General features: G+C 71.1%; 25 protein-coding genes. 5 read left to right on the top strand and 20 right to left on the bottom strand.

Annotated features, from left to right (window positions below):
- Window positions 1-412 precede the first annotated feature (412 nt).
- The 3 genes from ACFZCD_RS12630 to ACFZCD_RS12640 all read left to right on the top strand — a co-directional run bounded on the left by ACFZCD_RS12630 (window position 413) and on the right by ACFZCD_RS12640 (window position 2,926).
- The gene (locus ACFZCD_RS12630) at window positions 413-1,054 is read left to right on the top strand and encodes a DUF6230 family protein (protein WP_391829863.1); all 642 of its coding nucleotides are present in this window, start codon (window positions 413-415) and stop codon (window positions 1,052-1,054) included.
- A gap of 95 nt (window positions 1,055-1,149) precedes the next feature.
- Window positions 1,150-1,662, top strand: coding sequence for a DUF6114 domain-containing protein (locus ACFZCD_RS12635; protein WP_391829865.1), 513 nt, complete (start codon window positions 1,150-1,152; stop codon window positions 1,660-1,662).
- On the top strand, window positions 1,649-2,926 hold the full coding sequence (locus tag ACFZCD_RS12640; protein WP_391829867.1) for a hypothetical protein: 1,278 nt from the start codon (window positions 1,649-1,651) through the stop codon (window positions 2,924-2,926). Before ACFZCD_RS12635 ends, ACFZCD_RS12640 begins: the two co-directional genes overlap by 14 nt.
- A gap of 90 nt (window positions 2,927-3,016) precedes the next feature.
- Here the strand turns inward: ACFZCD_RS12640 and pyk are convergent, their stop codons facing one another.
- From pyk to pta, 3 genes are all read right to left on the bottom strand, one after another.
- Window positions 3,017-4,444, bottom strand: a complete 1,428-nt coding sequence (gene pyk / locus ACFZCD_RS12645; RefSeq protein WP_391829869.1) for a pyruvate kinase — start codon at window positions 4,442-4,444, stop codon at window positions 3,017-3,019.
- A 72-nt stretch (window positions 4,445-4,516) separates the two neighbouring features.
- Window positions 4,517-5,728 (bottom strand): acetate kinase, encoded by a 1,212-nt coding sequence (locus ACFZCD_RS12650; RefSeq protein ID WP_391829871.1) that lies wholly within the window; start codon window positions 5,726-5,728, stop codon window positions 4,517-4,519.
- Window positions 5,729-5,828: 100 nt separating this feature from the next.
- Window positions 5,829-7,937, bottom strand: coding sequence for a phosphate acetyltransferase (pta, locus tag ACFZCD_RS12655; protein ID WP_391829873.1), 2,109 nt, complete (start codon window positions 7,935-7,937; stop codon window positions 5,829-5,831).
- A gap of 306 nt (window positions 7,938-8,243) precedes the next feature.
- On the opposite strand from pta, the gene ACFZCD_RS12660 reads away from it, so the two are divergent.
- Entirely contained in the window at window positions 8,244-9,269 is a 1,026-nt protein-coding gene (locus ACFZCD_RS12660; RefSeq protein WP_391829875.1) for an ATP-dependent 6-phosphofructokinase, read from the top strand.
- 119 nt (window positions 9,270-9,388) lie between these two features.
- On the opposite strand, the gene ACFZCD_RS12665 is transcribed toward ACFZCD_RS12660, so the two are convergent.
- The 16 genes from ACFZCD_RS12665 to ACFZCD_RS12740 form a co-directional block, all read right to left on the bottom strand.
- On the bottom strand, window positions 9,389-9,694 hold the full coding sequence (locus ACFZCD_RS12665; protein WP_391829877.1) for a winged helix-turn-helix domain-containing protein: 306 nt from the start codon (window positions 9,692-9,694) through the stop codon (window positions 9,389-9,391).
- Entirely contained in the window at window positions 9,691-10,125 is a 435-nt protein-coding gene (locus ACFZCD_RS12670; protein WP_391829879.1) for a hypothetical protein, read from the bottom strand. The genes ACFZCD_RS12665 and ACFZCD_RS12670 overlap by 4 nt, the downstream gene beginning before the upstream one ends.
- A gap of 55 nt (window positions 10,126-10,180) precedes the next feature.
- Entirely contained in the window at window positions 10,181-10,939 is a 759-nt protein-coding gene (locus ACFZCD_RS12675; protein ID WP_391830365.1) for an ABC transporter permease, read from the bottom strand.
- On the bottom strand, window positions 10,939-11,958 hold the full coding sequence (locus tag ACFZCD_RS12680) for an ABC transporter ATP-binding protein (RefSeq protein ID WP_391829881.1): 1,020 nt from the start codon (window positions 11,956-11,958) through the stop codon (window positions 10,939-10,941). The genes ACFZCD_RS12675 and ACFZCD_RS12680 overlap by 1 nt, the downstream gene beginning before the upstream one ends.
- Before the next feature lie 125 nt (window positions 11,959-12,083).
- Window positions 12,084-12,968, bottom strand: coding sequence for a thiopeptide-type bacteriocin biosynthesis protein (locus ACFZCD_RS12685; protein ID WP_391829883.1), 885 nt, complete (start codon window positions 12,966-12,968; stop codon window positions 12,084-12,086).
- Window positions 12,965-15,448 (bottom strand): hypothetical protein, encoded by a 2,484-nt coding sequence (locus tag ACFZCD_RS12690; RefSeq protein WP_391829885.1) that lies wholly within the window; start codon window positions 15,446-15,448, stop codon window positions 12,965-12,967. The genes ACFZCD_RS12685 and ACFZCD_RS12690 overlap by 4 nt, the downstream gene beginning before the upstream one ends.
- A complete protein-coding gene (locus ACFZCD_RS12695; protein WP_391829887.1) occupies window positions 15,445-16,545 on the bottom strand; it encodes a hypothetical protein in 1,101 nt (366 codons plus the stop codon). Before ACFZCD_RS12695 ends, ACFZCD_RS12690 begins: the two co-directional genes overlap by 4 nt.
- A gap of 205 nt (window positions 16,546-16,750) precedes the next feature.
- A complete protein-coding gene (locus ACFZCD_RS12700; protein WP_391829889.1) occupies window positions 16,751-16,933 on the bottom strand; it encodes a thiocillin family RiPP in 183 nt (60 codons plus the stop codon).
- A gap of 63 nt (window positions 16,934-16,996) precedes the next feature.
- Complete coding sequence (locus tag ACFZCD_RS12705) at window positions 16,997-17,176, bottom strand: thiocillin family RiPP (protein ID WP_391829891.1); 180 nt, start codon at window positions 17,174-17,176, stop codon at window positions 16,997-16,999.
- A gap of 43 nt (window positions 17,177-17,219) precedes the next feature.
- A complete protein-coding gene (locus ACFZCD_RS12710) occupies window positions 17,220-17,393 on the bottom strand; it encodes a thiocillin family RiPP (RefSeq protein WP_391829893.1) in 174 nt (57 codons plus the stop codon).
- Between the two features lie 73 nt (window positions 17,394-17,466).
- Window positions 17,467-17,640, bottom strand: a complete 174-nt coding sequence (locus tag ACFZCD_RS12715; protein ID WP_313742431.1) for a thiocillin family RiPP — start codon at window positions 17,638-17,640, stop codon at window positions 17,467-17,469.
- A 32-nt stretch (window positions 17,641-17,672) separates the two neighbouring features.
- On the bottom strand, window positions 17,673-17,858 hold the full coding sequence (locus ACFZCD_RS12720; RefSeq protein ID WP_391829895.1) for a thiocillin family RiPP: 186 nt from the start codon (window positions 17,856-17,858) through the stop codon (window positions 17,673-17,675).
- A 33-nt stretch (window positions 17,859-17,891) separates the two neighbouring features.
- Entirely contained in the window at window positions 17,892-18,650 is a 759-nt protein-coding gene (locus ACFZCD_RS12725; RefSeq protein WP_391829897.1) for a hypothetical protein, read from the bottom strand.
- Window positions 18,647-20,314, bottom strand: a complete 1,668-nt coding sequence (locus tag ACFZCD_RS12730) for a tpaE (protein WP_391829899.1) — start codon at window positions 20,312-20,314, stop codon at window positions 18,647-18,649. The genes ACFZCD_RS12725 and ACFZCD_RS12730 overlap by 4 nt, the downstream gene beginning before the upstream one ends.
- Window positions 20,311-20,940 carry a TOMM precursor leader peptide-binding protein gene (locus ACFZCD_RS12735; protein WP_391829901.1) on the bottom strand — a complete coding sequence of 210 codons (630 nt, stop codon included), beginning with the start codon at window positions 20,938-20,940 and terminating at the stop codon, window positions 20,311-20,313. Before ACFZCD_RS12735 ends, ACFZCD_RS12730 begins: the two co-directional genes overlap by 4 nt.
- 8 nt (window positions 20,941-20,948) lie before the next feature.
- Window positions 20,949-22,304 (bottom strand): YcaO-like family protein, encoded by a 1,356-nt coding sequence (locus ACFZCD_RS12740; protein ID WP_391829903.1) that lies wholly within the window; start codon window positions 22,302-22,304, stop codon window positions 20,949-20,951.
- 288 nt (window positions 22,305-22,592) lie between these two features.
- On the opposite strand from ACFZCD_RS12740, the gene ACFZCD_RS12745 reads away from it, so the two are divergent.
- Window positions 22,593-23,111 carry a SigE family RNA polymerase sigma factor gene (locus ACFZCD_RS12745; RefSeq protein ID WP_391829905.1) on the top strand — a complete coding sequence of 173 codons (519 nt, stop codon included), beginning with the start codon at window positions 22,593-22,595 and terminating at the stop codon, window positions 23,109-23,111.
- Between the two features lie 392 nt (window positions 23,112-23,503).
- Here ACFZCD_RS12745 and ACFZCD_RS12750 read toward each other — a convergent pair whose 3' ends face one another.
- A complete protein-coding gene (locus ACFZCD_RS12750; protein ID WP_391829907.1) occupies window positions 23,504-24,160 on the bottom strand; it encodes a GPP34 family phosphoprotein in 657 nt (218 codons plus the stop codon).
- Between the last annotated feature and the right edge of the window lie 193 nt (window positions 24,161-24,353).

Below are 24,353 nucleotides of genomic sequence, written 5' to 3' on the forward strand. Positions count from 1 at the left end.
CGCCGATGCGCACCGGACGCCCCGCGGTTATCGGCTCGTTACTCGCTAGTAATGAACCTCTTGTGCGGCAGCCGGGAATGCACCACGATCGGCCAAGCTCGGTCCGTTCCCCCACCCGGCAGCCGGCCGGGGCCGGAGAACGGGTCCCCACCGGGCGGACCGGCCCCCTGCGGGCCGGTTCAGGGACAGGGGGGTCCCCGCCGCACTCCGGCAGGGCCTGTCCCGGAGGTTGCGCGAAGGCGTGGCCAAGTGGTTGTCGCTCGGGGGTGATCGCCGGTGGTCCCGGAGGCGTTTCGTGTCGCCGGACGGCGGCGCTCTCCTTCCCGAGGACGTAGCACGTCTCCCATCCCCGGGCGCGGATCCGCGACGCGGAGCCGGAGCCGGGGGTGTACGTCCGAGAAGGAGGCAAGTCATGGAGTCTCAGACTCGCGGTGGGACCAGATGGCGGCGGTTCGCCGTCGTCATGGTCCCGAGCGTCGCGGCGACGGCCGCGATCGGGGTCGCCATAGCGCAGGGTGCGCTGGCGGCGTCGTTCAGCGTGTCGGGCCAGCAGTTCCAGGTGACGGCCGGGAAGCTGCACGGCACCGGGTTCGTCCAGTACGGCGCGATGGACCAGACGAAGGCGGGCGGCAAGCCCGTGGCCGTCGTCGGCATCGACGAGGCGCAGATCAACAACCTGTGCCAGGCGGTCACGATCCCCATCCCCGGCACCGACAAGAAGGTGTCGATGAAGCTGGAGGCGGGCGGCGACAAGCAGGTCACGGCGTCCAAGCTCTACATCGACGCCGAGGACATGAAGGCCAACGCCACGTTCAAGAACGTCGACATCGGCGTGTCCGTGGACAACACCACCAAGGGGCCGGGCCCCGCGGGCGCGGGCAAGAACGGCGAGGGCGCGCACGTGCCCGGTTCGTTCGCCCAGCAGGCGGACGAGGTCTGGTTCGACAGCGTCGACCAGAAGGCCTGGGCCACCTCGGCCGGAACGTTCACGCTCCCCGGCCTGCACATGAGCGTCAACATGGGCGCGGCCGAGTGCCCGGCGCCCAAGGGCTGACACGCTGAACGGGCCGGTACGGGACGGGAGTTCCCGCACCCGTACCGCGTCCGCGCCGTATCGAAGAACATGCCCGTCCCGAGGAGCCGTACGACATGAGCGCCGACACGCGACCCCAGCAGATCAGTTCATTCGGCCGCGCCCGCCGTTCGTTCCGGGAGTGGCGCTGGCAACGCCCGTTCTGGGGCGGGCTGTGGACCCTGCTGGCCGGAATCCCGATCATGTACATCCCCTACCAGACCATGACGCTGGGCGACCTGCACATCCGCATGGCCACCACGGCGGGCGCCGGCTCGCTGATCATAGGGGTGCTGCTGATCGTGCTCGGGCTGACGCTCTGGTTCCAGCAGCAGTCGCGGATCTTCGCCGGGGTCGCGGCCATCCTGCTCGCGCTGGTCTCGCTGGTGGTCTCCAACTTCGGCGCGTTCGTCATCGGCTTCCTCCTCGCCCTCGTCGGCGGGGCCCTCGGGGTGTCCTGGGCACCGGGGAAGCCCGCCGCGAACGCGACCGCGAACGCCGGGGAGCCCGCCGTGTCGTTGGCCAAGGGGCCGGACGAGGGCCGGACGCACGGCGAGGAGACGGACGGAGGGCACCGTGCCGCCGAGTGACGGGCCGCGCCACGCCGCGCCCAGAAAGCCCCTGCTCGCCCGGCTGCACATGCCGGCGGGCAAGGCCGTCGCCCTCGTGGCGATGCCGAGCGCCGTCCTCATGGGGATGGGGCTCACACCGACGCTGGCCGCGGCCAAGCCCGCGCCCAAGAAGCTGTTCGACGGAGCCTGTGCCACGGCGCCGGACACGGCGTCCGAGAGCGCGAGCCCCGACGCGGAGAAGCCGGCCGGCCCGAGCGGCAAGCCGAGCGAGAAGCCGAGTGAGCAGCCGGGCGGCAAGCCCAGCAGCGGCCCGAGTGCGGCGCCGGGCGCGGGTGCGTCCGCGCCCGCCGGGAAGCAGGAGCAGCCGGAGAAGGCGGCGGCGCCGGAGAAGGCGGCTCCTGAGAAGTCCGCGTCGCCGAAGCCCGCGACGCCCCCGGCGGCCCCTTCCCCCTCGCCCTCCGCCTCCAAGGCCACCAACCCCCTCGACCCGCTGGGCCTCGGGGACAAGCTGCACGACATCCTGACCGGCGGCGCGAAGCCTCCCGCGGCGAGCTCCCCGGGTCCCGCAGCGCCGGTCCCGTCCGCACCCCCCACGTCCGGGGCTGCCGAGTCCAAGCCCTCCGCCAAGCCGTCCGCCCAGCCCTCCGCCCAGCCGGAGCAGGACGGGAAGAAGGCCGGGGAGAAGGCCGGGAAGAAGGAGACGGAGGAGCCGGACCCCTCCACGCCGGCCAGCCCCGCGCCCTCCGCCTCGACATCGGCGTCGGCCGCCCCCCAGCCGGGCGCCGACGGCGAGCTGCCCCCCTGCCCCAAGGGCACGGTCGTCGACGAGAACGAGCACCACGCCTTCCCGGACCAGCCCTGGTACCTGGAGGCGAGCAAGCTCACCCTCACCGGGCTGACCTACGAGGGCGTCAAGAAGATCACCATGGTGAACGGGCAGAAGAAGGACGTCCTCAAGTTCACCGCCGACTCGCTGGCGATCAAGGACCTGCACCAGATCGTCAACAGCCAGGGCAAGCAGTACCACGTGGCCGGCATCGGCACGGAGTCCACGGTCACCGGCGGGAAGATCACCATGTACACCGAGGAGCTGAAGGGCAACCTCCTCGGGCTCATCCCGGCGACCCACTCGCCCGGCGTCCCGCCGCCGCTGATCCCGGGGCTGAAGCTGCCGATCCCCGTCTTCTACACCAACGTCAAGATCCGTCAGGCGGGGCAGTTCGGCGGCACGCTGCACATCCCGAACCTGCACCAGTACATCACCGACGGCACGTACCCGTAGGGCCGGCGGGCGCACCCGCGCAGCAAACGGCCGTGGCCGCCGCCCCCGCGCGGGGACGGCGGCCACGGCCGTTCGTACGGGACGGGGGACCTAGCGGGTCTCGCCGCCCAGGTGGTGCACCCGCACCATGTTCGTCGTGCCGGGGACACCGGGCGGGGAGCCCGCCGTGATGATCATGGTGTCGCCGTCGTTGTAGCGCTTGAGCTTCAGCAGCTCCGCGTCGACGAGGTCGACCATCGCGTCCGTGTTCTCCACGTGCGGGACGACGAAGGTCTCGACGCCCCAGCTCAGCGTGAGCTGGTTGCAGGTGGAGGCGTCCGTGGTGAAGGCCAGGATCGGCTGGGCCGCGCGGTAGCGGGACAGCCGGCGGGCGGTGTCGCCGGACTTGGTGAAGGCGACCAGCGACTTGGCGCCCAGGAAGTCCGCGATCTCGCAGGCCGCGCGGGCGACGGAGCCGCCCTGGGTGCGCGGCTTCTTGCCCGGGACCAGCGGCTGCAGGCCCTTGGAGAGCAGCTCCTCCTCGGCCGCCTCGACGATGCGGGACATCGTCTTGACGGTCTCGATCGGGTAGGCGCCCACGCTGGACTCGGCGGAGAGCATGACCGCGTCGGCGCCGTCGAGGATGGCGTTGGCGACGTCGGAGGCCTCGGCGCGGGTCGGCCGCGAGTTGGTGATCATCGACTCCATCATCTGGGTCGCCACGATCACCGGCTTGGCGTTGCGGCGGCACATCTCGATGAGGCGCTTCTGCACCATCGGGACCTTCTCCAGCGGGTACTCCACCGCCAGGTCGCCGCGGGCCACCATCACGCCGTCGAACGCCATGACGACGTCCTCCATGTTGGCGACGGCCTGAGGCTTCTCGACCTTGGCGATGACCGGCACCCGGCGGCCCACCTCGTCCATGACGTGGTGGACGTCCAGGACGTCCTTGGCGTCGCGGACGAAGGACAGGGCGACCATGTCGCAGCCCATGGCGAGGGCGAACTTCAGGTCCTCGACGTCCTTCTCGGACAGCGCCGGGACGTTCACCGCCGCACCGGGCAGGTTGATGCCCTTGTGGTCGGAGATGACGCCGCCCTCGATCACGATGGTCCGCACGCGCGGGCCCTCGACCTCGGTGACCCGCAGCTCGACGTTGCCGTCGTTGATCAGGATCTGGTCGCCCTTGGCGACGTCGCCCGGCAGGCCCTTGTAGGTCGTGCCGCAGATGGTCCTGTCGCCGGGGACGTCCTCGGTCGTGATGGTGAACTCGTCGCCGCGCACCAGCTCCACCGGGCCGTCCGCGAAGGTCTCCAGGCGGATCTTCGGGCCCTGGAGGTCGGCGAGGACGCCGACCGCCCGGCCGGTCTCCTGTGCGGCCTTACGGAGGCGGTGGTACCGCTCCTCGTGCTCCGCGTGGGTCCCGTGGCTCATGTTGAAGCGGGCCACGTTCATGCCGGCCTCGATCAGCGTCTTCAGCTGCTCGAAGGAGTCGACGGCGGGGCCCAGGGTGCAGACGATTTTGGAACGGCGCATGGGGCTGATCCTATCGGTTTGTTTCGGAGCGGAATATTCGAGCTGTGGGAACGACCGAGCAGCGGCCGGCGATCAAGCGCTGACCAGGTCGTACGTCTGAGTGGCGATCTCCAGCTCCTCGTCGGTGGGCACGACGGCGACCGCGACCCGGGCGTACCCGGGGGAGATCAGGCGCGGCTCGCCGGAGCGGACGGCGTTGAGGTCGGCGTCCACGGCCAGGCCCAGCTCCTCCAGGCCCGCCACCGCGGCCTCCCGCACCGGTGCCGCGTTCTCGCCGACGCCCGCCGTGAAGGCCACGGCGTCGACCTTCCCGAGGACCGCGTAGTAGGCGCCGATGTACTTCTTCAGCCGGTGCACGTAGATGTCGAAGGCGAGCTTCGCCCGCTCGTCGCCCTCGTCGATGCGGCGGCGGATCTCGCGCATGTCGTTGTCGCCGCACAGGCCTATCAGGCCGCTCTTCTTGTTGAGCAGCGTGTCGATCTCGTCGGTGGACATCCCGGCGTTGCGCGACAGGTGGAAGATGACCGCCGGGTCCAGGTCGCCGGAGCGGGTGCCCATGACCAGGCCCTCCAGCGGGGTCAGGCCCATGGAGGTGTCGACGCAGCGGCCGCGCTCGACCGCGGACGCCGAGGCGCCGTTGCCCAGGTGCAGCACGATCACGTTGACCTCGGACGGGTCCTTGCCGAGCAGCTTCGCGGTCTCGCGCGCGACGTAGGCGTGCGAGGTGCCGTGGAAGCCGTAGCGGCGCACCATGTGGGCGTCGGCCGTGGCCGTGTCGATGGCGTAGCGGGCGGCGGCCTCCGGCATCGTCGTGTGGAACGCGGTGTCGAAGACGGCGACCTGCGGCAGGTCGGGGCGGAGCGCCTGCGCGGTGCGGATGCCGGTGATGTTGGCCGGGTTGTGCAGCGGGGCCACCGGCACCAGCCGCTCGATCTCCGCCAGCACCTCGTCGGTGATCACGGTGGGGGCGGTGAACTTCTGACCGCCGTGCACCACCCGGTGGCCGATCGCGGCGAGCTCCGGCGAGTCGAGGCCCAGCCCGTCCGCGGCCAGCTCCGCGGCCACCGCCTGCAGCGCGGCCTCGTGGTCGGCGATCGGCGCCTCCTTCTCGCGCTTGCCGCCGCCCGCGGCGAGCGGGGAGTGCACCAGGCGGGAGGTCTCCTCGCCGATGCGCTCGACCAGGCCCGCGGCCAGCCGGGCGCCGCCGGCCATGTCGAGCAGCTGGTACTTGACCGAGGAGGAGCCGGAGTTGAGGACGAGGACTCGGGTGGGGTTGGCAGTCATGAACGCTTTCCGGGTTGTGGGGGCTCGTACGTCGGGGGTGCGGGGGGCGGTGGGCCGGCCGTACGGGACCGGGCGGCGGTCCCGTACGGCCGTACGGGCGTCAGACGGCGGGGGCGGCCGGAGCGGTTCCGTTCGTGCGCTCGCCCTGGGCCTGGATCGCGGAGATCGCGACGGTGGTCACGATGTCCTGCACCAGCGCACCGCGGGAGAGGTCGTTGACGGGCTTGCGCAGGCCCTGCAGGACCGGGCCGACGGCCACGGCGCCGGCCGAGCGCTGGACGGCCTTGTAGGTGTTGTTGCCGGTGTTCAGGTCGGGGAAGATCAGCACGGTGGCCTTGCCGGCCACCTCCGAGCCGGGGAGCTTGGTCTTGGCGACCGCGGCGTCCACGGCGGCGTCGTACTGGATCGGGCCCTCGACCAGCAGGTCCGGGCGGCGCTCACGGACGAGCTCGGTCGCCTTGCGGACCTTGTCGACGTCCGCGCCGGAGCCCGAGGTGCCGGTGGAGTACGACAGCATCGCGATCCGCGGCTCCACGCCGAACTGCGCGGCGGTCGTCGCGGACTGGATGGCGATGTCCGCGAGCTGCTCGGCGTCCGGGTCGGGGTTGACCGCGCAGTCGCCGTAGACCAGCACCCGGTCGGCCAGGCACATGAAGAAGACGGACGAGACGATCTGCGCGCCCGGCGCCGTCTTGATGATCTCGAAGGCGGGGCGGATGGTGGCGGCGGTGGAGTGCACCGCGCCGGAGACCATGCCGTCGGCCAGGCCCTCCTGGACCATCAGCGTGCCGAAGTAGGAGACGTCGGTGACCACGTCGTGCGCGAGCTCGACGGTCATGCCCTTGTGGGCGCGCGCCGTGGCGTAGAGCTCGGCGAAGCGCTCGCGCAGCGGCGAGGTCTGCGGGTCGATGATCTGCGCCTCGGCCAGGTCGATGCCCAGCTCGCCGGCGCGCTTGCGGATCGCGCCCTCCTCGCCCAGCAGCGTGAGGTCGCAGATGTCGCGGCGCAGCACCACGTCGGCGGCGCGCAGCACGCGCTCCTCGGTGCCCTCCGGCAGGACGATGCGGCGGCGGGCCGAGCGGGAGCGCTCGATCAGCTCGTGCTCGAACATCATCGGGGTGACGCGGCTGGAGCGGGCCACGGCGATGCGGTTCGTCAGCTCCGCGGTGTCCACGTGCCGCTCGAACAGGCCGAGGGCGGTCTCCGCCTTGCGCGGCGAGAACGCGTCCAGCTTGCCCTCGACCGCGAACAGCTCGGCCGCGGTCGGGAAGGAGCCGCCCGGCACCGAGACGACCGGGGTGCCCGGGGCCAGCCGGTCGGCGAGGGCCAGGATGTCCGGGCCCGGCTTCTCGTCCAGGGTCAGCAGCACGCCGGCTATCGGCGGGGCGCCGGCGCTGTGCGCGGCGAGGGCGCCGACGATCAGGTCCACCCGGTCCCCGGGGGTCACGACCAGGCAGCCCTCGGTCAGCGCGGGCAGGAAGGCCGGCAGCATGGCGCCGCCGAAGACGAAGTCCTTGGCGTCGCGGGCCAGCCCGGCGTCGTCGCCGAGCAGCACCTCGGCGCCCAGCTTGCGGACGATCTGCGCGACGGTCGGCGCGGAGAGCCCGGCCTCCTCGGGGAGCGTGTAGCAGGGGACGGGCAGGCTCGCCGAGAGGCGCTCGCCGACGGCCTCGCGGTCGGCCGGGGCCACCCGGTTCACGACCAGGGCGACGACGTCGCAGCCCAGGGCCTCGTAGGCGCGGTAGGCGTTGCGCGCCTCGGCCCGCACGGCCTCCGCCGGCTGGTCCTGGCCGCCGACGACGGTGATCACCGACGCGCCGAACTCGTTGGCGAGGCGCGCGTTGAGCGCCAGCTCGTCGGGGAGCGTCGAGCCGGCGTAGTCGGTGCCGAGCACGAGCACGTACTCGTAGTCGCGGGCGACGGCGTGGAAGCGCTCGACCAGCCGCGAGACCAGCTCGTCCGTGCCGCGCTCGGCCTGCAGTGCGGAGGCCTCGCCGTAGCTCATGCCGTAGACCGACCCGGCGGACTGGCCGAGGCGGTAGCGGGACCGCAGCAGGTCGAAGAGGCGGTCCGGGCCGTCGCCGTGCACGAGCGGGCGGAAGACGCCCACCCGGTCCACCTGACGGGTGAGGAGCTCCATGACTCCCAGCTCGATGACCTGGCGCCCGTCGCCCCGGTCGGTACCGGTCACGTACACGCTGCGCGTCACGCGTGCTCTCCTTGATCCATCGCCGTGTTCTTCGGTGTTCTTCGCTGTGCTTCGGCGTGTCCCACGCCGTGTTCTTCGGCTTAAAAATTACCCGTTATGGTGGGCTTGACCTCTTGACAATACCTGCGCCCGTGGATAAGGCGCGCGTCAGCAGGCGGGAGCGCCCGCACCAGCGGAGGTCGGGACCGGCGCGGCCCTGAGGGTGTGCCCGGTACCCGTCGGACCGTGAAACAATCGGCCCGGCTCACATGTACCATCCCCTTACCTCCGGTAGGGGGGACCCCAGAGCAGGAGACACAGCACGCGATGCGCATCGGAGTTCTCACCGCAGGCGGCGACTGCCCCGGCCTGAACGCTGTCATCCGCTCGGTGGTGCACCGCGCGGTCGTCGGCCACGGTGACGAGGTCATCGGCTTCGAGGACGGCTTCAAGGGCCTGCTCGACGGCCGCCACCGCAAGCTCGACCTGGAAGCGGTCAGCGGCATCCTGGCCCGCGGCGGGACCATCCTCGGCTCCTCCCGCCTGGAGCGCGCCCGCCTCCGCGAGGCCTGCGAGAGCTCCAAGGAGCTCGCCCGCGAGTACGGCATCGACGTGCTCATCCCCATCGGCGGCGAGGGCACGCTGACCGCCGCCCGCATGCTGTCGGACGCGGGCCTGCCCGTCGTGGGCGTGCCCAAGACCATCGACAACGACATCTCCTCCACGGACCGCACCTTCGGCTTCGACACCGCCGTCGGCGTCGCCACGGAGGCCATCGACCGGCTGAAGACCACCGCCGAGTCCCACCAGCGCGTGATGGTCGTCGAGGTCATGGGCCGGCACGCCGGCTGGATCGCCCTGGAGTCCGGCATGGCCGGCGGCGCCCACGGCATCTGCCTGCCCGAGCGGGCCTTCGAGGTCGACGACCTGGTGAAGATGGTCGAGGAGCGCTTCGCCCGCGGCAAGAAGTTCGCCGTGATCTGCGTCGCCGAGGGCGCCCACCCCGCCGAGGGGTCGATGGACTACAAGAAGGGCGCCATAGACCAGTTCGGCCACGAGCGCTTCGCCGGCATCGGCACCAAGCTCGCCACCGAGCTGGAGAAGCGTCTGGGCAAGGAGGCCCGCCCGGTCATCCTCGGCCACGTCCAGCGCGGCGGCACCCCCACCGCGTACGACCGCGTCCTCGCCACCCGCTTCGGCTGGCACGCGGTCGAGGCCGCCCACCGCGGCGACTTCGGCAAGATGACCGCCCTCAAGGGCACGAACATCGAGATGGTGCCGATCGCGGACGCCGTCACGGAGCTCAAGCGGGTGCCGGAGAGCCGGATGGCCGAGGCGGAGTCGGTCTTCTGACGCGACCTCCTCCGCCTTTGCTCTTGCGAGGCTGTTGTACGAGGCCCTCGCCGGTCATGCCGGCGAGGGCCTCGTCGTGTGCCGGGCGGCCGAGCTCACGATGACCGCCTTTGTCCGCCTCACGGCTCGGGCGCCCACTCGGCAATGTCGCGCAGGGCGGCCAAGTGGCGGGTGAAGGCCGTACGGCCCCTGCCCGTCAGGGAGAGCCACGTACGCGCACGCTTGCCGACGAAGGCCTTGCGGACCTTCACGTACCCGGCCTCCTCCAGGAGGGCGATCTGCTTGGACAGGGCCGAGTCCGTGATCTCGATGGCGTCCCGGAGCGTCCGGAAATCAGCCTCGTCGACCGAAGCCAGCGCGGCGGCGATGGAGAACCGCACCGGTGCGTGGATCACGGTGTCGAGGGACTTGCGGGGATGCGTCACGGCCCGGACCCCGGGGTGCGAGCCGCCCTGCGGTCGAGGACGCCGATCACGAAGAAGGGCACGGCGCACAGGGCGGCCCCGGGGACCCACCAGAGTGGTTCGCCGGAGAAGAGCACCGTGCCGAGTGTGACGGTGAGTGTGTAGACGGCGGCGCCCGCCGCCGTCGTGAGGGCATACAGGGTCCGGTACCGGCGGGCCAGCACCGGACGCGTCGCCGTGTGGATCACGAGGGCGAAGAAGGGAATGAGCAGGACGGCCGGAACGGCGTACTGCGTCGAGGGCTCGATCAGCAGTCCGAAGACGGCCGTCATCACCATCATGGCCAGGCCGAGGAGGAACACCGCCAGGCCGGGCCGCCTGCTCCTCACGCGCATCCGGGAGGCCAGTGCGTCGGCCGAGGCAAGGGCTTCCTGCGCTTCCTTCTTGTCCATCACGGCCCTTCCTCGGGAGTGGGCAGGACTGGGGGACGCGGTCGCATGGTCGTACCTACTCCGCCTCGCCTTGATCCCACTTGAACGTGCGCACGGCGAGGACGACCGCCACGACGGTGGTGACGACGACGACGAGGACGGACAGCCATACCGGGTGGCTCGGGTCGCCGTGTGACATCTGCGTGAGCATGAGGTCCGCGAAGAAGGACGTCGGCAGGAGGCCCAGCGCGGTGCGGACGGCATCGGGCATGAGCTCGAGCGGGAACGCGAGACCGCTCAGGAACAGCGCCGCCAGCTGCACGAGCGTACCGACGTTGGTGGCCGCGTCCGGCGAGGACAGCCGGCCGCCGATCAGGTAGCCGACGCCTCCGAACATGGCGAGGCCGAGCAGGGCGATGCCGAAGAGGGCCGGGAGCCGGCTCGGTTCCACCTTGCCGAGGGCGGCCGCCAGAGCGAGCAGGACGACCGTCTGGGCGGTGACCATGAGCACCCTGGCGATCATGTGCGTGCATACGAGGCGGGCCCGCCCCACAGGTGTGGTGCCCAGGAGCCGGAGGGTGCCTTTGGCCCGCAGATTGGCCAGCGGTCCGGTGGTCACGGTCAGGGCCGCGCTGGTCACGGCGAGAAAGATCGCCATCGGGAAGACGAGCTTCAGGAAGTCCGGGGCACCGGAGTCCTTCGGCATGGCGAAGCCGAGGCCGAGGAATATGGCCAGCATGCCGAAGGGGAAGAACAGCGCGAAGTAGAAGTACTTGGGGTCGCGGACGAGCTCCCGGGCGTGCATGAGGGCCAGCTCACGCGAGGGCGAGGACATCACGCCATCACGCCTTCCGTCTCCATGGGCTCCGCACCGGCGTGCCCCGGGGGCGGTTGCGCGCCGTCTCCCCCTTCGTGGAAGGAGACTCCGGTGAGGATGCGGAAGACCGCTTCCAGCCCAGCCTCCTTGATCTGGATGCGGTGGGCCCCGAGCGGGCCGGCGAGCAAGCCGAATGCCGCGTCGGAATCGCTGGTCCGCAGCATGACGTGGGTGGTACCGCCGGAGTCATGGCTCTCGATGTGAGAGACGCCGTGCGCGGTGCGCAGCCGTGCGAGGTCGGTACCGAGCGGGACGGTGAAGCGCACTTCCCGCTCGGGTGCGTGCGTGCTGATCAGGTCCGCCGGTGCGCCGCAGGCGGCCACCCGGCCCTTGTGCAGCACGGCGACCCGGTCGCAGACCGTTTCCGCCTCCTCCATGGAGTGCGTGGACAGCAGTACGGTTCCGCCGGAGTCCCGGTGCGCGCGGATCGCGCTCCACAGTTCCTGCCGTGCGTTGGGGTCCATGCCCGTCGAAGGTTCGTCGAGCACCAGCAGGCGAGGGCGGGAGATGAGCGCCGTGCCGACGAGGAGACGCTGCCGCTGCCCGCCGGAAAGCTTCGCCACCCGGACGTCACGTGAGGCCGACAGGCCCATCCTGTCGATGATGACGTCCGGGGTCTCGGGGTCGGGATAGAGGGAGGCCCAGACCCGCAGCAGTTCCGCCACCGTCTGCTGTTCGAACACGGCGGCGTGCTGCGGCTGGATCGCGACGCACTTGCGGATCTCGTCGCGCTGCGTCGCGGGGTCGTGGCCGAGAACCCGGACGGTGCCTCCGGTGGGGCGGCGCAGTCCCACGAGGGTCTCGATGGTGGTGGTCTTGCCGGCTCCGTTCGGGCCGAGCAGGCCGAAGATCTCCCCTGGCCGCACGGAGAGATCGATGCCCGCCAGGGCGACGACATCCCCGTGCGGGCCCGGGTACCGCTTGGTGACGTTCTCGAGCAGGATCGCCGCGTCGTGGGACGGGCTTCGTTCAGCCATTCCGCATCTGCCTCTCATCGGATTCCACCGAGGTCTCACCGTGCGTACTGCTGTCCGGCCAGCGTGGCATCCACTTTCCATGTTGGCAAGTAGATGCGCAGTAGGCAACTAGTCTTTTTCGACGGCTAGTTGGCCGCTGCCAGCACGCCGAGAAGACTCTCCTCGGCCGGAACGAAACCCCAGCGGTTGAGGTCCATGTGCAGATAGTGGAGGAGCAACTCCTCCCGCGGGACCGGGTTGTGGACGGCCGGCGCCGCATCGAGGGTGCGCACGACCGTTTCGACCTGCCGCGCCGCACTCTCCCGGAGAGGGACGCCGAGGCGCGCCGCGGCCTCACCGGTGCCCTCCGCCGCGCGGGCGAGGAGAGCACGCAGGTCCTCCTGGCCGGGCGCCGCCATCCGCAGCTGCCGCCCCCACTGGCGGCGGTGAGCGGTCCAGAACGCCGTCCGCTCCCGGGGCCCAGGGAGCGCCTCTCGTACGAGTGCGCTCATGTACGAGACGGCCAGTGCCGCCCGGTCGAAGAGCGGGGCGAGGGCGCCGATGCGCTGGTCGTCGTACCAGCGGCTGGAGGCCGTGAAGAGCTCCTCCGCCGCGGCCACTCCGCGCGCACCCCCGTACTTGGCCAGTTCCGGTGCGTACAAGGAGCAGCGGGCCTGTTTGACCAGCGGCAGCCCCTGGGGCACGGATCCCGGCACGAGACGTTCCGGCGGGGCGGGCCTGCCGAGCGCGTGCAGCAGCCCGACGAGTTCGGGCAGGCGTTCGTGGACGCGGTCGACCCCATCGGCGGAGCACTTGAGCCGCAGCCGCAGGTGATGGCCGCTCATGTCCCAGTAGCGGGTGAAGAACCAGGCGGACGCCGCCTCTTCGGATGCCCGGGCGGACAACCAGGGGATGAGCACGCGCGTGGCCTCGTCCATCGCGTCCGGATGCCCCGGGTAGGCGCGGACGTACCACCAGTCCGTCTCCGCACCCCGGTCCGCTCGCCCGGTACGGCCCGTTGCCGGCCTCATCGGGTCTCCTCGGGCCAGGCCAGCAGGGCCACGTGCTCAGCGGCCCGCGGCCGGCCGAGGGCGTCGCGCTGGGCGTGCAGGGAACGTCCGGGAAGCGCCTCCACGAGCCGGAGGTGGCTGGTCCGCGGGCTGAGCCAGTGGTGCAGGACCCCCACGGAGAGCGGAGAGGCCAGGGACACCCACATGGGTTTCCGGTCGGCCGTCATGCCGAAGGCACTGCCCGCGCCGCCGAGCTGGTGCACGAAGACCTCCTCGGGAATGCCGTGGGCACGCCGGAAGGAGTCGAGCCGGACGGCGAGGGCGGTCTCGTCGCGCTCACCGGCTTCCGGGCGCGGGATCGCCGAGGCCGGCACGATCCACGAGGCGCGGCGGGTGACGAGACGGTTCCCGGGGCCGCCGGTGACCCGGGGCAGTTCCACCACGCCGTCGCCGCACAGCGGACCCAGCTCGTGGGCCTTCGTCATGGTGTAGTCGGAGTGCGGCGAGCCGTTGACCCAGGGATCGGCGAGGATCGCGAGCAGCCGGACGTACGACTGGAGCAGATGCTGCGGAATGAGGCCCAGGTAGGCCAGCCCGACGGGGTCGCCGTTCCGGTGGAAGAGGGACAGGGTGCCGGTGTGGGCGTCGTGCGCGAGCACGGTGTCGTCCAGGGTGATCCCGTCCTCGGCCTCGACCTCGCCCGGCAGGACCAACGGCGGCAGGAGACCGCCGCATTCGGACTGCACGGTGTTGCAGTCGGTCCACACCACCAGCTCGCGGCGGGAAACGCCGGGCCAGCAGCGTTCGGTGTACGCGGCGAGACGTTCGCGGAAGCCGTCGCCGAGAAGCCGCCCGAAGCGGCTGAACAGCCCTCCGGTGCCCGCCCCGAACTGGTTGATCACGAGCCGGTAGCGGCCCGCCTCGATCTCGGCCCTGCTCGCCGCCTCCAGCTGGAAGAAGACTCCGGTGTTCGGCGGGGCGCTGGTCGGCCCGACCGGGAGCCAGGCGCGGTCTCCCGGGTCGCGCCGGCTCGTCATGTCGGCGAACAGCGCGCGTTCGAGCGGCGGATTGGCGTCCCGGTCGACGGTGAGCCGCATGAGAAAGCCGAGCGGGTCGCGGCAGACGCCGCCGGTGCCGAACTCCGCGGTGAAGCGCTCCAGGAGGAAGTCGTAGAGGTGCGACCGGAAGAGGTACGGCCGCACCCGCTCGCCCAGCGCCGTGAGGTCGGCCCGGACCCCGGGAACGGCCAGCGGGTCGGGGAGCGCCAGGTCGGTCTCCCGGTCCTCGTAGACCAGCCCGCTGGGTTTGCGTTCACCGCGGTCACCGTGTTCGTTCCAGGCACCGGTGATGTCCCGGAGCTCTGCGGCGGCGGCGATCCGCCCCTCCGTGTCCTCCCGCCACGCGCCGTCACCCAGATGGTGGGCCCGCACCACATCGCTGCGCCCGATCGGAGAAGCGGTGCGGTCGTCCTCCAGAAGCGCGGCCAGGGCGGGGAACGGCGCCGCGCCCCTGCTCCAGGGCGGGACGGGATGGATGATCCCCGCGTCCAGCAGCCGGACGACCCGGGCGAAGGGCCGGGCGCCGCCGACGGCAGCGAGGAGTTCGGTGAGCGTGGCGCCGGAGCGCAGGCCGGCCAGTGAGGGCAGGGCGTAGTCGGCCTCGACGGCCCGGTCGTGGCGCCAGACGACGCCCTCGGTGATGACGACCTCGCTGTGGAGCAGCAGGCCCTGCGGCTCGGTGGGGGTGCCGGGCCGCACGGGCGCGACCCGGTAGCGCAGCAGGCCGGCGGTCGACGGGTCGCGTGCCAGCCGGCTCAGTGCCAGGTAGGCCGCGGTCGCGGAGGTACGGCTGCGCCCACGGCCCCGTCCTGCCGCTCCGGCCTCGCCGACCGTCGTCAGCCCGGAGAAGGGACTCGTCTTGACAGCGGCGCGGGCGACGTACGAGTACAGCGTCTTCAGTGTCTTCGCCGACCGGGCCTTGTGGTCGCGGTGGCGGATCCAGTCGGGCGCGGCGATCGCCAGGGACGCGCCGAAGCGGCTCTCCCCCTCGCCGTCGGCAACGTCCACGCCCGGTTCGAGGGTCCGGTGCAAGGCTTGGACGGCCTGTTCCCGGTCAGCGGCGAGCTGGACGGCCAACTGCTCGTGCAGTGCTTGTCGTTCGCGGACGATGCGGACCCATGCGGCCACGAGACCGGCCTCGCCGTGCGGGAGGCGCTCGGTCACACGGCGCCGTACGTCCTCGTCCCAGGGCAGCGGCTCCAGCCGGTTGACCGATCGCTTGGCAGCCAGGACCTTGCGGCGCAGCGGCACGTCGTCGTCGAGCCGGGGGACCAGCGTGAAGAGGGCCTCGGTCAGTGCGGGAGCCACTGCGCCCAGCTGTTCCGAAGCCGCGGCATGCTCGGCCAGCAGCTTGCGGGTGGCCCGGGCGACCAGGTCGAGTGCGTCGGACGGCAGGCCCGCCACCCGGGTCAGCACGACCTGGGAGATGACGCAGGAGGTCATCGGCCCACCGCCGAAAGAGCGAGGTTCACGGTGGCCGGGAGGGCGCGGAACGTGGCGTAGGCGAGGAGGCAGATGTAGGCCACGGCGAACAAGCCGTACGCCATGTGGCCGCGGCGGGCCGCCTTGCTGAGGTTGGCGAGGTACGCGGGGAGTTCCTCTCGCCGGACGGTGTGGCGCAGCAGCGCGAACGCCCGCCCCCGGGCGTTGGTGAATCCGGTCGCCGCTTCGAGGGCCGTGTACCCGTCGCTGGGCATCAGCGGATTGAGGTTGATGATCAGCATCAGGAGCTGCATCCCCAGCACCAGCACGGCCACGTCCCTGAGCAGCCCGCCGGAGTTCAGGGCGATCACACCCGACAGTGCGCAGAACCAGCCGTCGCTGAGGATGCCGGCCATGGCCAGGACGACTCGGCCGCCGCGGCCCCGGAAGCGGTAGGCGTCCGTGCGATCCACGTAGGCGACCGGCATGAAGTAGAACAGCAGTGCGACCCCCAGTCCGCGGACCGGGGTTCCGAGCATCTGCGCGACCAGGGCGTGGGCGGTCTCGTGCATCAGCACGTACAGCAGCATCACGCCGGTGCCCAGCAGGAACGCGGGCCCCGCCAGGTCCCGCGGAGCCGGCATCACGGTGAAGAGGGTGTGGAAGCCGAACGCGTATCCCGCGAGCGCGCCGAGTGCGGCGATCAGCACCAGTAGCCGGGCCGGCACGGCGCGCAGTACCACGGCCAAGGGTTCGAGCACACGGGGGAGAGAGCGGGTCAGGACGATCCGCGGCATCATCATGGAGCCGCGCACGCGACCGCGGTCCTTGGGCTTGCCGGGCGGTTCCGAGCCTTCGAGGAGCCCGCTCCTGTCCAGGGCGGCCAGGAAGGTGTCGATCTGCCCCGAAAGCGCTTCGGCACGCCGCTGATCGGCGCGCGCGAGGAAGGCGACGAGGTCGTCCCGGGTGCGGGTGCCGTCCAGATAGGTGAGCACCACTTCGCCGGCGCGGCTGATGCGGTGGTAGTTCCCGGTGACCGGATCGAAGATCAGCGGGATGTCGTCCATCCCGCGGATGACCTCCAGCTCCTCTCGGAGCTTCGGTGGCGAACTGATCACTGTCTGCCTCTCCTGTACTCCTGGACGCCCGGGGTCAACGGGCCGTGACCCGTTGACCCCGGGCGCTGCGTTGCAGGATGCTGCGAAATTGAGAAAGCCGCCTTCCAGCGGCGCCGGAGACGACGCCGCTGAAAGGGAGGAGCCGGGCCCGGCGGGCAGGTGCTGAGACGGTGTCAGCCAGCGAAGCGCCTTCCGCCGGGACCGGTCACCCGTACGTCGACGCCGTGGTGGAGCTGCTGGCCGAGCTGACGGGGCAGGACGCGCAGGCGGCGGACGTTGCGGTGGAGAAGGAGCCCAGGGCGTTGCCCTGCGGCAGTTCCTCCACGGACAGTTCGCCGTCCAGGGCGTACAGGTCGAACGCGTACGGGTCGCTGTGCTGCTCGTTCATGAGGTGTCACCTCTTCTCTGCTTCTCGGGTGCCGGCTGCGGCGAGCCGGCGGAGCGGAACGGATCAGCCGACGCAGGAGGCCGTGGTGGCGCTGCTGGCCGAGCTGGCGGGACAGGAGAAGGAGCTCGCCGAAGTGGCGCTGGAGAAGGAGCCCAGGGCGTTGCCCTGCGGCAGCTCCTCCACGGAGAGCTGCTCGTCCATCGCGTACAGGTCGATGAGCTTGTCGGTGCTGTTCTCGTTCACAGGTGATGTCCCTTCTGAGACGGGCGCGACCGCGAGAGGGCGGTCAGCCGAACGTCGAGGCGCTGCCGACGCAGGAGGCCGAGGTCGCCGGGCAGGACGCGGTCGACGCCGAGGCGGCGGAGAACCAGGAGCCGAGGGCGTTGCCCTGCGGCAGTTCCTCGACGGACATCTCGCCGTCCAAGGCGTACAGGTCGAACCCGGCTTCGTTGGTGTCCACTGGTCGTTTCCCTTCGGACGAGCTTCTGTGCGGGACGTGCGGGAACGGGGGCGCCGAGGCGCCTCCGGGCCCGTCAGGTGTAGCTGGAGAAGGAGGTGAAGGAGGAGGCGGTGGTCGCCGGGCAGGAGGCCGAGCTCGCCGACCCCGCGGTGGAGACCGACGCGAGGGCGTTGCCGTCCGACAGCGTCTCCATCTCCAGGGAGTCCTCGAGGATGTCGTCGAGGACGTAGAGTTCCAGTTCGGGCATGGTGCGCTTCCTCTCTTCCGAGTGCGCCGGGCTCAACCCGTGCAGTTGGCGGTCATGATGCTTCCGGCGCTGCTGACCGGGCAGCTGGCGGTGGTGGCGCTGGAGGTGGTGCTGAAGGTGCCCAGTGCCACGCCCTCGGGGATCTGCTCGATGGACAGGTCCTCGTCGCCCAGGTCGACGCTGTGGAGGTCGAGCTCCCACGCGCTGGCGTCGTTCATCGGATCACTCCTTCTGTTCGCGTTGTTCTCGCATCACCGGTGGCCGGTCGGCCCCGGAGGTGTGGGGGGCGGCACGAGTGCACCGCCCAGGGCCAGGGCGAAGAGCTGGTGCCTGCTGGCCCCGTCGCTGCGCAGCGGCAGCCGTACGGAGGCGGGGATGAATCCCGCGAAGACAGTGCCGGCGAGTCCGACGGCCACGGCGTCGAGCCACATCGTGTAGGCGGCTGCCGCGGCCCGGGTCATGAGCGTCCGGTAGCCGTGGGCACCGTGCAGTCTGCTCGCCAGGTCGAGGTCGGCGCCGAGGGAGACGATCGCGGCGGAGTCGCAGAACTCCCGCTGGATCGTGAGTCCGTGCAGTGCTTCGCCCTCCGGCAGCGGTGCGACCCGCACGTAGGACCGCTCCGTGGGAGTGCCCGCGTCGAGGGCGTACATGCCGGGCTCCAGGCCGCTGAGGCGGAAGGCGACGACGTTGATTTGCAGCGGCAGCCGCTCCCGTTCACCCGGCCATGACTCGAGGTCCGCCTGGATGCCGCGGGCGGCCACGTCGGCGACGAGTGAGGCGTCGACGGGACCGGGCCCGAAGAACCGTACGGAGCGGCGCTTCTCCAGAACGGTGCGCAGGGACGCCCTGTCCCGCTGCCGGGTGGAGAAGCGGACGGGCGGACCGAGGGGTGCGGGCGGCCGGGGAGCGAGCGGTGCGGGCGCCGGCGCGGCGGCGGTGCCGGCGGCCGCGGGAGCGGGTGCCCGGAAGGCGGTGAGGAGTTCCGTCGCCAGGTCGTGCGGGCTGCTCATGCGGTGCCTCCCAGATCGATGACGGCCGTGACCGGTTCCACGTCGGGGTTGATGCCGAGAGCTGCGGCGATGGCGTCGTCGTCCCAGCGGGGGCGCAGGGCGAAGCCGATGCCGAGGGCGCGGGCCGCCTCCCGGGCGGTGGCCTGGGCACAGCCGCCGTCGAGCAGCACGATCCGCAGGGCGAAGGCCGAGTACTTACGGGCGACCTTGGGGAAGTCGCCGGTCAGCACGAGGCTGAACGGCCCTTCACCGGGAACGGCGTCAGCGCGGGAGGACAGCCGGGCGAGCCGGTGCCCGGAGGCGACGTAACCGTAGATGCCGGGAGCGATGCCCGGCAGGTCACGGACGACGGCGTACGCCGTCACCGAGCCGATGTTGCCGCCGCTCGCGGTCCAGCGGGCGACCTTGTCGGGGTTGTCGGCCCTGATCCCCGCCGTGACGGACAGCAGCAGCGACAGCGTGTCCGGTCCCGGCCGCACGGCGTCCCGGGCCGGGCCGGACCGGTCGGAGTGGTCGAGGCGCTCATGGTCGGGCGGCGGGAGCTCGACGGCGGGGGCGACCGGCCAGGTCCGGGAGACGCGTTGCAGGGCGAGGTTGGAGGGCTTGTAGTGCATCTGGTGGGCCTTGAGGTCGGCGAACTCCTTCGGCGGCATCGCCACCGATGCCTCGAAGCGGGTGGCCGCCGCGGCGCGTTCCACGACCGGCCCCTCGGCGACGGAGCAGCGCGGGCATCCGGGCCGGGTCGCGGAGGAGGCGTCCTGCTGGCCGAGGGTCTCAAGGTCCACCAGCCGCCACCGCATCGGTAGCGGTGCGGGGGTCGTCCGGGAGACCACGGCGAACACGTCGCGGGCGAACAGTGCGGCGGCGAGCTCGTGGTCACCGGCGCCCGCCGTACGGTCGTCGGCCTCGTCCTCGGTGGTCAGGCAGTCCAGGCAAGGCGTCGTGCGGGGGTCGACCAGCGGGCCCAGGGCCGCACGGCGACCGCGCACGCGAAGGCGCAGCAACGGGACGCCCTTGTTCCAGCAGCGCCCGACGAGGGCGTGCCCATCGGTGCCGGAACCGGCGTCCCGCCCCCCGTCTCCGGCATCGGCCCAGACCACGAGCGTCGCCTGCTCGGTGGGGGCGTCTCCCTCGCCCAGGACGACCGGCATGGAGCCGGTGAGTTCGTCCCGCAGGAGCGCGGCGAGCGCAGGGTCGCCGAAGATCTCGATCACTGCGGTGCGGAGGCGGGCGGCCGCCTCCTCCCAGCAGGGGTTCACCTCGGTGGCGCTGCCCACCCGGGACAGGTAGTCGGCCAAGCGGTCATCGACGTCCGTGACCGCTTCGCGCTCCGCTGCCCCGGGCGGGCCCTCTTCGACGACGCCGCAGGTCCACAGCAGCGAGAGCGCCTTGAACACGACGTCTTCGGACAGCCCGAGCTCCGCCGCGAGCCGGTCATGGGTGTGCGCGCCGTCGAGCAGGCCGAGCAGCCCGGGCAGCATCTCCGTGGCGGATCTGCCACGGAAGAGCTGCTTCTTCGGCGGGCCGGTCACGACCACCTGGCCGGCCTCGGTGCTGACCACGAGGCCCCGGCGCAGCCGTGGCTGCCGGGGTACGCGCAGCTGCGGATCGAACCGTGCGGCAGAGCCGACGGTTTCGGCCGTCATGATGGATCGGTCGCTCACGCTGTCCGTCCTTCGGTGATCGAGGCCAGTAGGTGCCGGAGTTCGTCGCCCGTGGCAGCCGTGCGGCAACGCGTGCACCGGTCCACCGCAATGACGGAGGCTCTGCTGGTGGCACCGGTGATCTGGTCGAACTTCCGCACGGTGCCGCCGATCTCCTCCTCGCCGGCCGCTGGGCGCAGCGCCTCCTCGACCGCTTGCCGGGCGAAGGCCGTGGCGATGCCGACGTGGTGGACCGGATAACCGGTCGGATGGCGGTCCCCCGGGCCGGCGGTGCCGTGCCCGGCCCGCCGGTGCTGGTTGCGGCGCCGCACGTAGCACTGGTGACAGGCCGTGCGGCCGGGGACCACCACGGGGCCGCACAGCACCTCGGTGGCGGTGGTGTGCACCCCGAACCAGGGAGTGCCCCAGGCGAAGGCCGCCCGGTCCGCCGCCTCGTCGATACGGGGCCGCTCATGGGAGGTGGCCAGCACGATGAGGTCGGCACGGGGCCACAGACTCGGGTGGGTCCCCTCGTCGATCTCCATCACGGTGAGGGCGTGTCCGGCTTCCCGGGGGCCGTGTTCCAGGCGTCGCGCGACGTCCTTGCCGAACGCCCCGGAGGCGAGTACGAGCAGGTGACGATTCATGACCCACCTCACGCGAAGGGCTGCGGATTCGGATTGATGCCCGACTCGTCGTGCACGGGGTGGCCCATGGCACGAGGAGCCTCGTAGAGGCGGGGATGGGCGAGGTAGCGGGCGCGGTGCGCGAAGGAGAGCGGCATCAGCTGCGGCACCAGAACCCGTACGACGGTCGCACCCACCTGGCGGGCCTCGTCGGTCGTGATGTCGACGACCACGACCTCGCAGCCGGCCCGGGACAGCCGTTCCAGCAGCCACGGCAGCTGCTCGGCGCCCTTCGGGGGGCGCGGCAGGCCGGCGAGGGCGCGGACGGGGCGCTCGCCCTCCAGCAGGAAGCCGAACTGGTCGCGCCGGCCGGGCTTCCCCGCGAGGAGCGCGCCACCGATCACGCTGACGATGTCCTGCGGGTCGCCGGGGTTCGTGTGCCGGCTCGCGTGGGAGCGGAGGGCGATGCGCAGGGAGGCGGCCTCGCGGTGCAACTTGGCGACGGCCTTGCCCGGGTCGGTGTCACAGGTGGCGACGACGAGCTGGGCGAGATCGCGGTCGTGGTCGGCGAGCTGGACCCCGTAGATGACGGGGATGCCGAGGTCCGTCGTGGCGTCGAAGAGCAAGGTGCGGATGTTCTCGCCGGCCGCCCGTTCGACGAACGCCCGGTGCTCAGGAGCCAGGTCGCCGAGTTCGAACTCGAGCCGGGGCAGTCGCAGGCGCTGGAGCCAGGTCAGGGCGATGGAGTCCCGTTCGACGACCTCCATCAGACCGTTGGCTATGGCGGCCGAGGGGTCGGCGTGGGTGGCGCATCCCGTGGAGACCGGGTGCACGAAGCGCTCGGCGGCCGACTCCGGCGAGCACTTCAGATAGACCTGGACGGCCGGTACGTACACCTTCCGGCCGCGGGCGAGGGACCATCCTTCGACCCAGCGCAGCGGCAACCGCCGGTCAGTGGGCACCAGGCCGCAGCGAGGGTCGGCCAGTTCGGCCGGAGAGAGGTTCGGCCACTCCCAGGGCGGGATGGCGTCCCCTCCGAGTTCCTCGGCGGTTGCCCAGATCATGTCCTGCGGTGACCAGGCGCACGAGGAGTACCGCTCCAGTGATTCGGCGGCCGCGAGGTGCGCCGCCGTCTCCCGGTCCAGTGCTCCGCCGGCGCCGTCGAAGTTGCCGGAGGAAGCGTCGTGCGTCCATTCCGTCTGAGCCGCGAGAACCGCTCCCGGGTCGCCCAGCGATCCGGAGAAGACTGCGAAATCCGGCTCGCCCTCGGTGACGGGAAGCCAGGTGAGCCTCGACACGAGCCCGTAGGGCGACACCAGCTTGCCGATCCGGCGCAGAGATTCGGGCACTGCGGTGCCCTGGGGTGTCGCCTGGAGGGTCCTCATTCTTCACCTTCCTCGACCATCCGGAATCCGGCCGGAGCACAGCCGGGACCTCGCCCAATTCGCATCCATTGAAACCGCAATTACATCCCTCGTTCCGGATAGCGCAGCTCCGTTTCATTCCGCGAGGCATCACTAGCGGGCGGAGCGGAAAACGTGTTTGACTCCGTTCGGCGCCCTACGTAGCGGGGGATCGCGATTGGCTGCGAACGGTTCCAACCAGCTACACGTGGTGAGGAGTTCGGGGCGCTGCTCGCTGAGACAAAAAATCTTGAAACGGGGATGAACAGATTGAACGAGGCACACGAGGAGGACTTCTCGCAGTACGTCGCGCGTGCCCGGCCGGCACTGAGACGTAACGCCTTCGTACTGCTGGGAGACTGGTTCGCCGCTGACGATCTCGTACAGCAGACGCTGATCGCCGTGTACCGGAGCTGGGAGCGGCTGGAGCGTCACGACGCCTTGTCCGCCTACACCCGCACCGTGATGGTGCGGCTCTTCATCGACGAACGACGCAGGCATCGCTGGACCCGCGAACTGCTGCAGAACTCCTTACCCGAACCGGAGCCCGAACCGGAGGAGTCGGCCCGGGTCGGGGACAGGCTGGCCCTGCTCAAGGCGCTGTCCGGCCTCACGGCCCGGCAGCGCGGCCTCGTCTACCTGCGCTACTGGGAGGACCTCAGCATCGAGGACGTCGCGCAGATCATGGGCTGCTCGCCCGCGACGGTCCGCAGCTCCACGTCGAGAACACTGCGGATCCTGCGCGAGCGACTCGGCGGGCTCGGAACACCTCGGCACGCCCAGTGCTGACTGCCGGCCGCCGGGACCGGTCCGCTACGGGTGGTGTTGCCAAAGGCCCGGCGGCCCGACACTCTGGCAAGGATGCCCGCAAGGGCACCTACCGGGGCTTTCACCAGGAGACACGCACAGGAACCCTCCGAGGGTGCTGGTGACGCTCAGCGAGCTCCGCATCTGCTTGCGAAGCCAACCTGTCCCGCACCTGTATTTCATGGGGGTTTGAATAATGAGTGAAGCTTGGCGCTATCAGGCGTTAGAGCACGGACAGGGCGCTTCTGATTCGCTCCGGGAAATCCTGCACGCACTTCTCGGATCGGCGCCGGCCCCGTCCCCTGCACTGAGCGACGAGGAACTCGTCGCGAAAATTATTGAGGATGCCGGGAACATCCCGCCGGAAGAAGTCGTCAGCTCCTCATAGTGACCAGGAAAACCGCGGTCATGGCCGCTTGCATCTCCTGGATCGCCTTGCGGACGCTCTCACCTGCCCACTGCCCTTCGGAAATCTCCCGCATCCGCGGAACGACCTCTCGCGGCGGCGAGCCGGGGAAGGCGGGGCGGTGCAGCTTGGCAGCGTGCAGCAGCGCAATAAGGCCGGCCGAGCGGTCATCGGGCTCGGCATGCCGCAGGACCAGTTCTTCAAGCCGCGCGCGCAGTTCACGCTTGACCGTGCCGTCCGCCTCGGGAAACCACCGTACGGGGAACAGTCCCAGCGCATTCCGCTGCTCCTGACGGACCAGGCCGCGCTCCCTGAGGGATTCGACGACGGCGCCCAGAACCCTGCGATGGTCCTTGGTCAGCCACTCGGTGACTTTCGGCGGCTTGCGCCTCGGCGCCGCCCAGCTGTCGATCATTCCGAGCCGGTCGTCGAGCAGCTTGACTCCCGTCGGGGTCGTGTCGAGCACCCTGATCCGCCCACCGTCCACCGACAGGCGGCCGGCCAGGACCAGATCCAGGACGATCCCGCCCGCGACCGCCCACTGGCAGGCCTGCCGCTTCCGCACCGTCCCGGACTCGCCGTCCAGCGCCAGCAGCGTGATCTCCTCGGCCAGCGTCACGGTCATGCCCGATCCCCCGTCACTCGTCTCCTGTTCTGAGACGTGCGCAACAGCGCATCAGTTCCAGCGTCCGGCGAACTGCAGTGCGGCGCCCGGCGGTTGAGCCGCCCGGGGTTCGTCAGTAGCCGGCGGTGAAGCGCTGCCACCGGTGGGCGGGGGCCTCGAAGGTGCCGGTGCGCTCGCCGGGGAGGACGAACGC

This window comes from Streptomyces sp. NPDC008001, assembly GCF_042958085.1.
Lineage (GTDB): Bacteria > Actinomycetota > Actinomycetes > Streptomycetales > Streptomycetaceae > Streptomyces.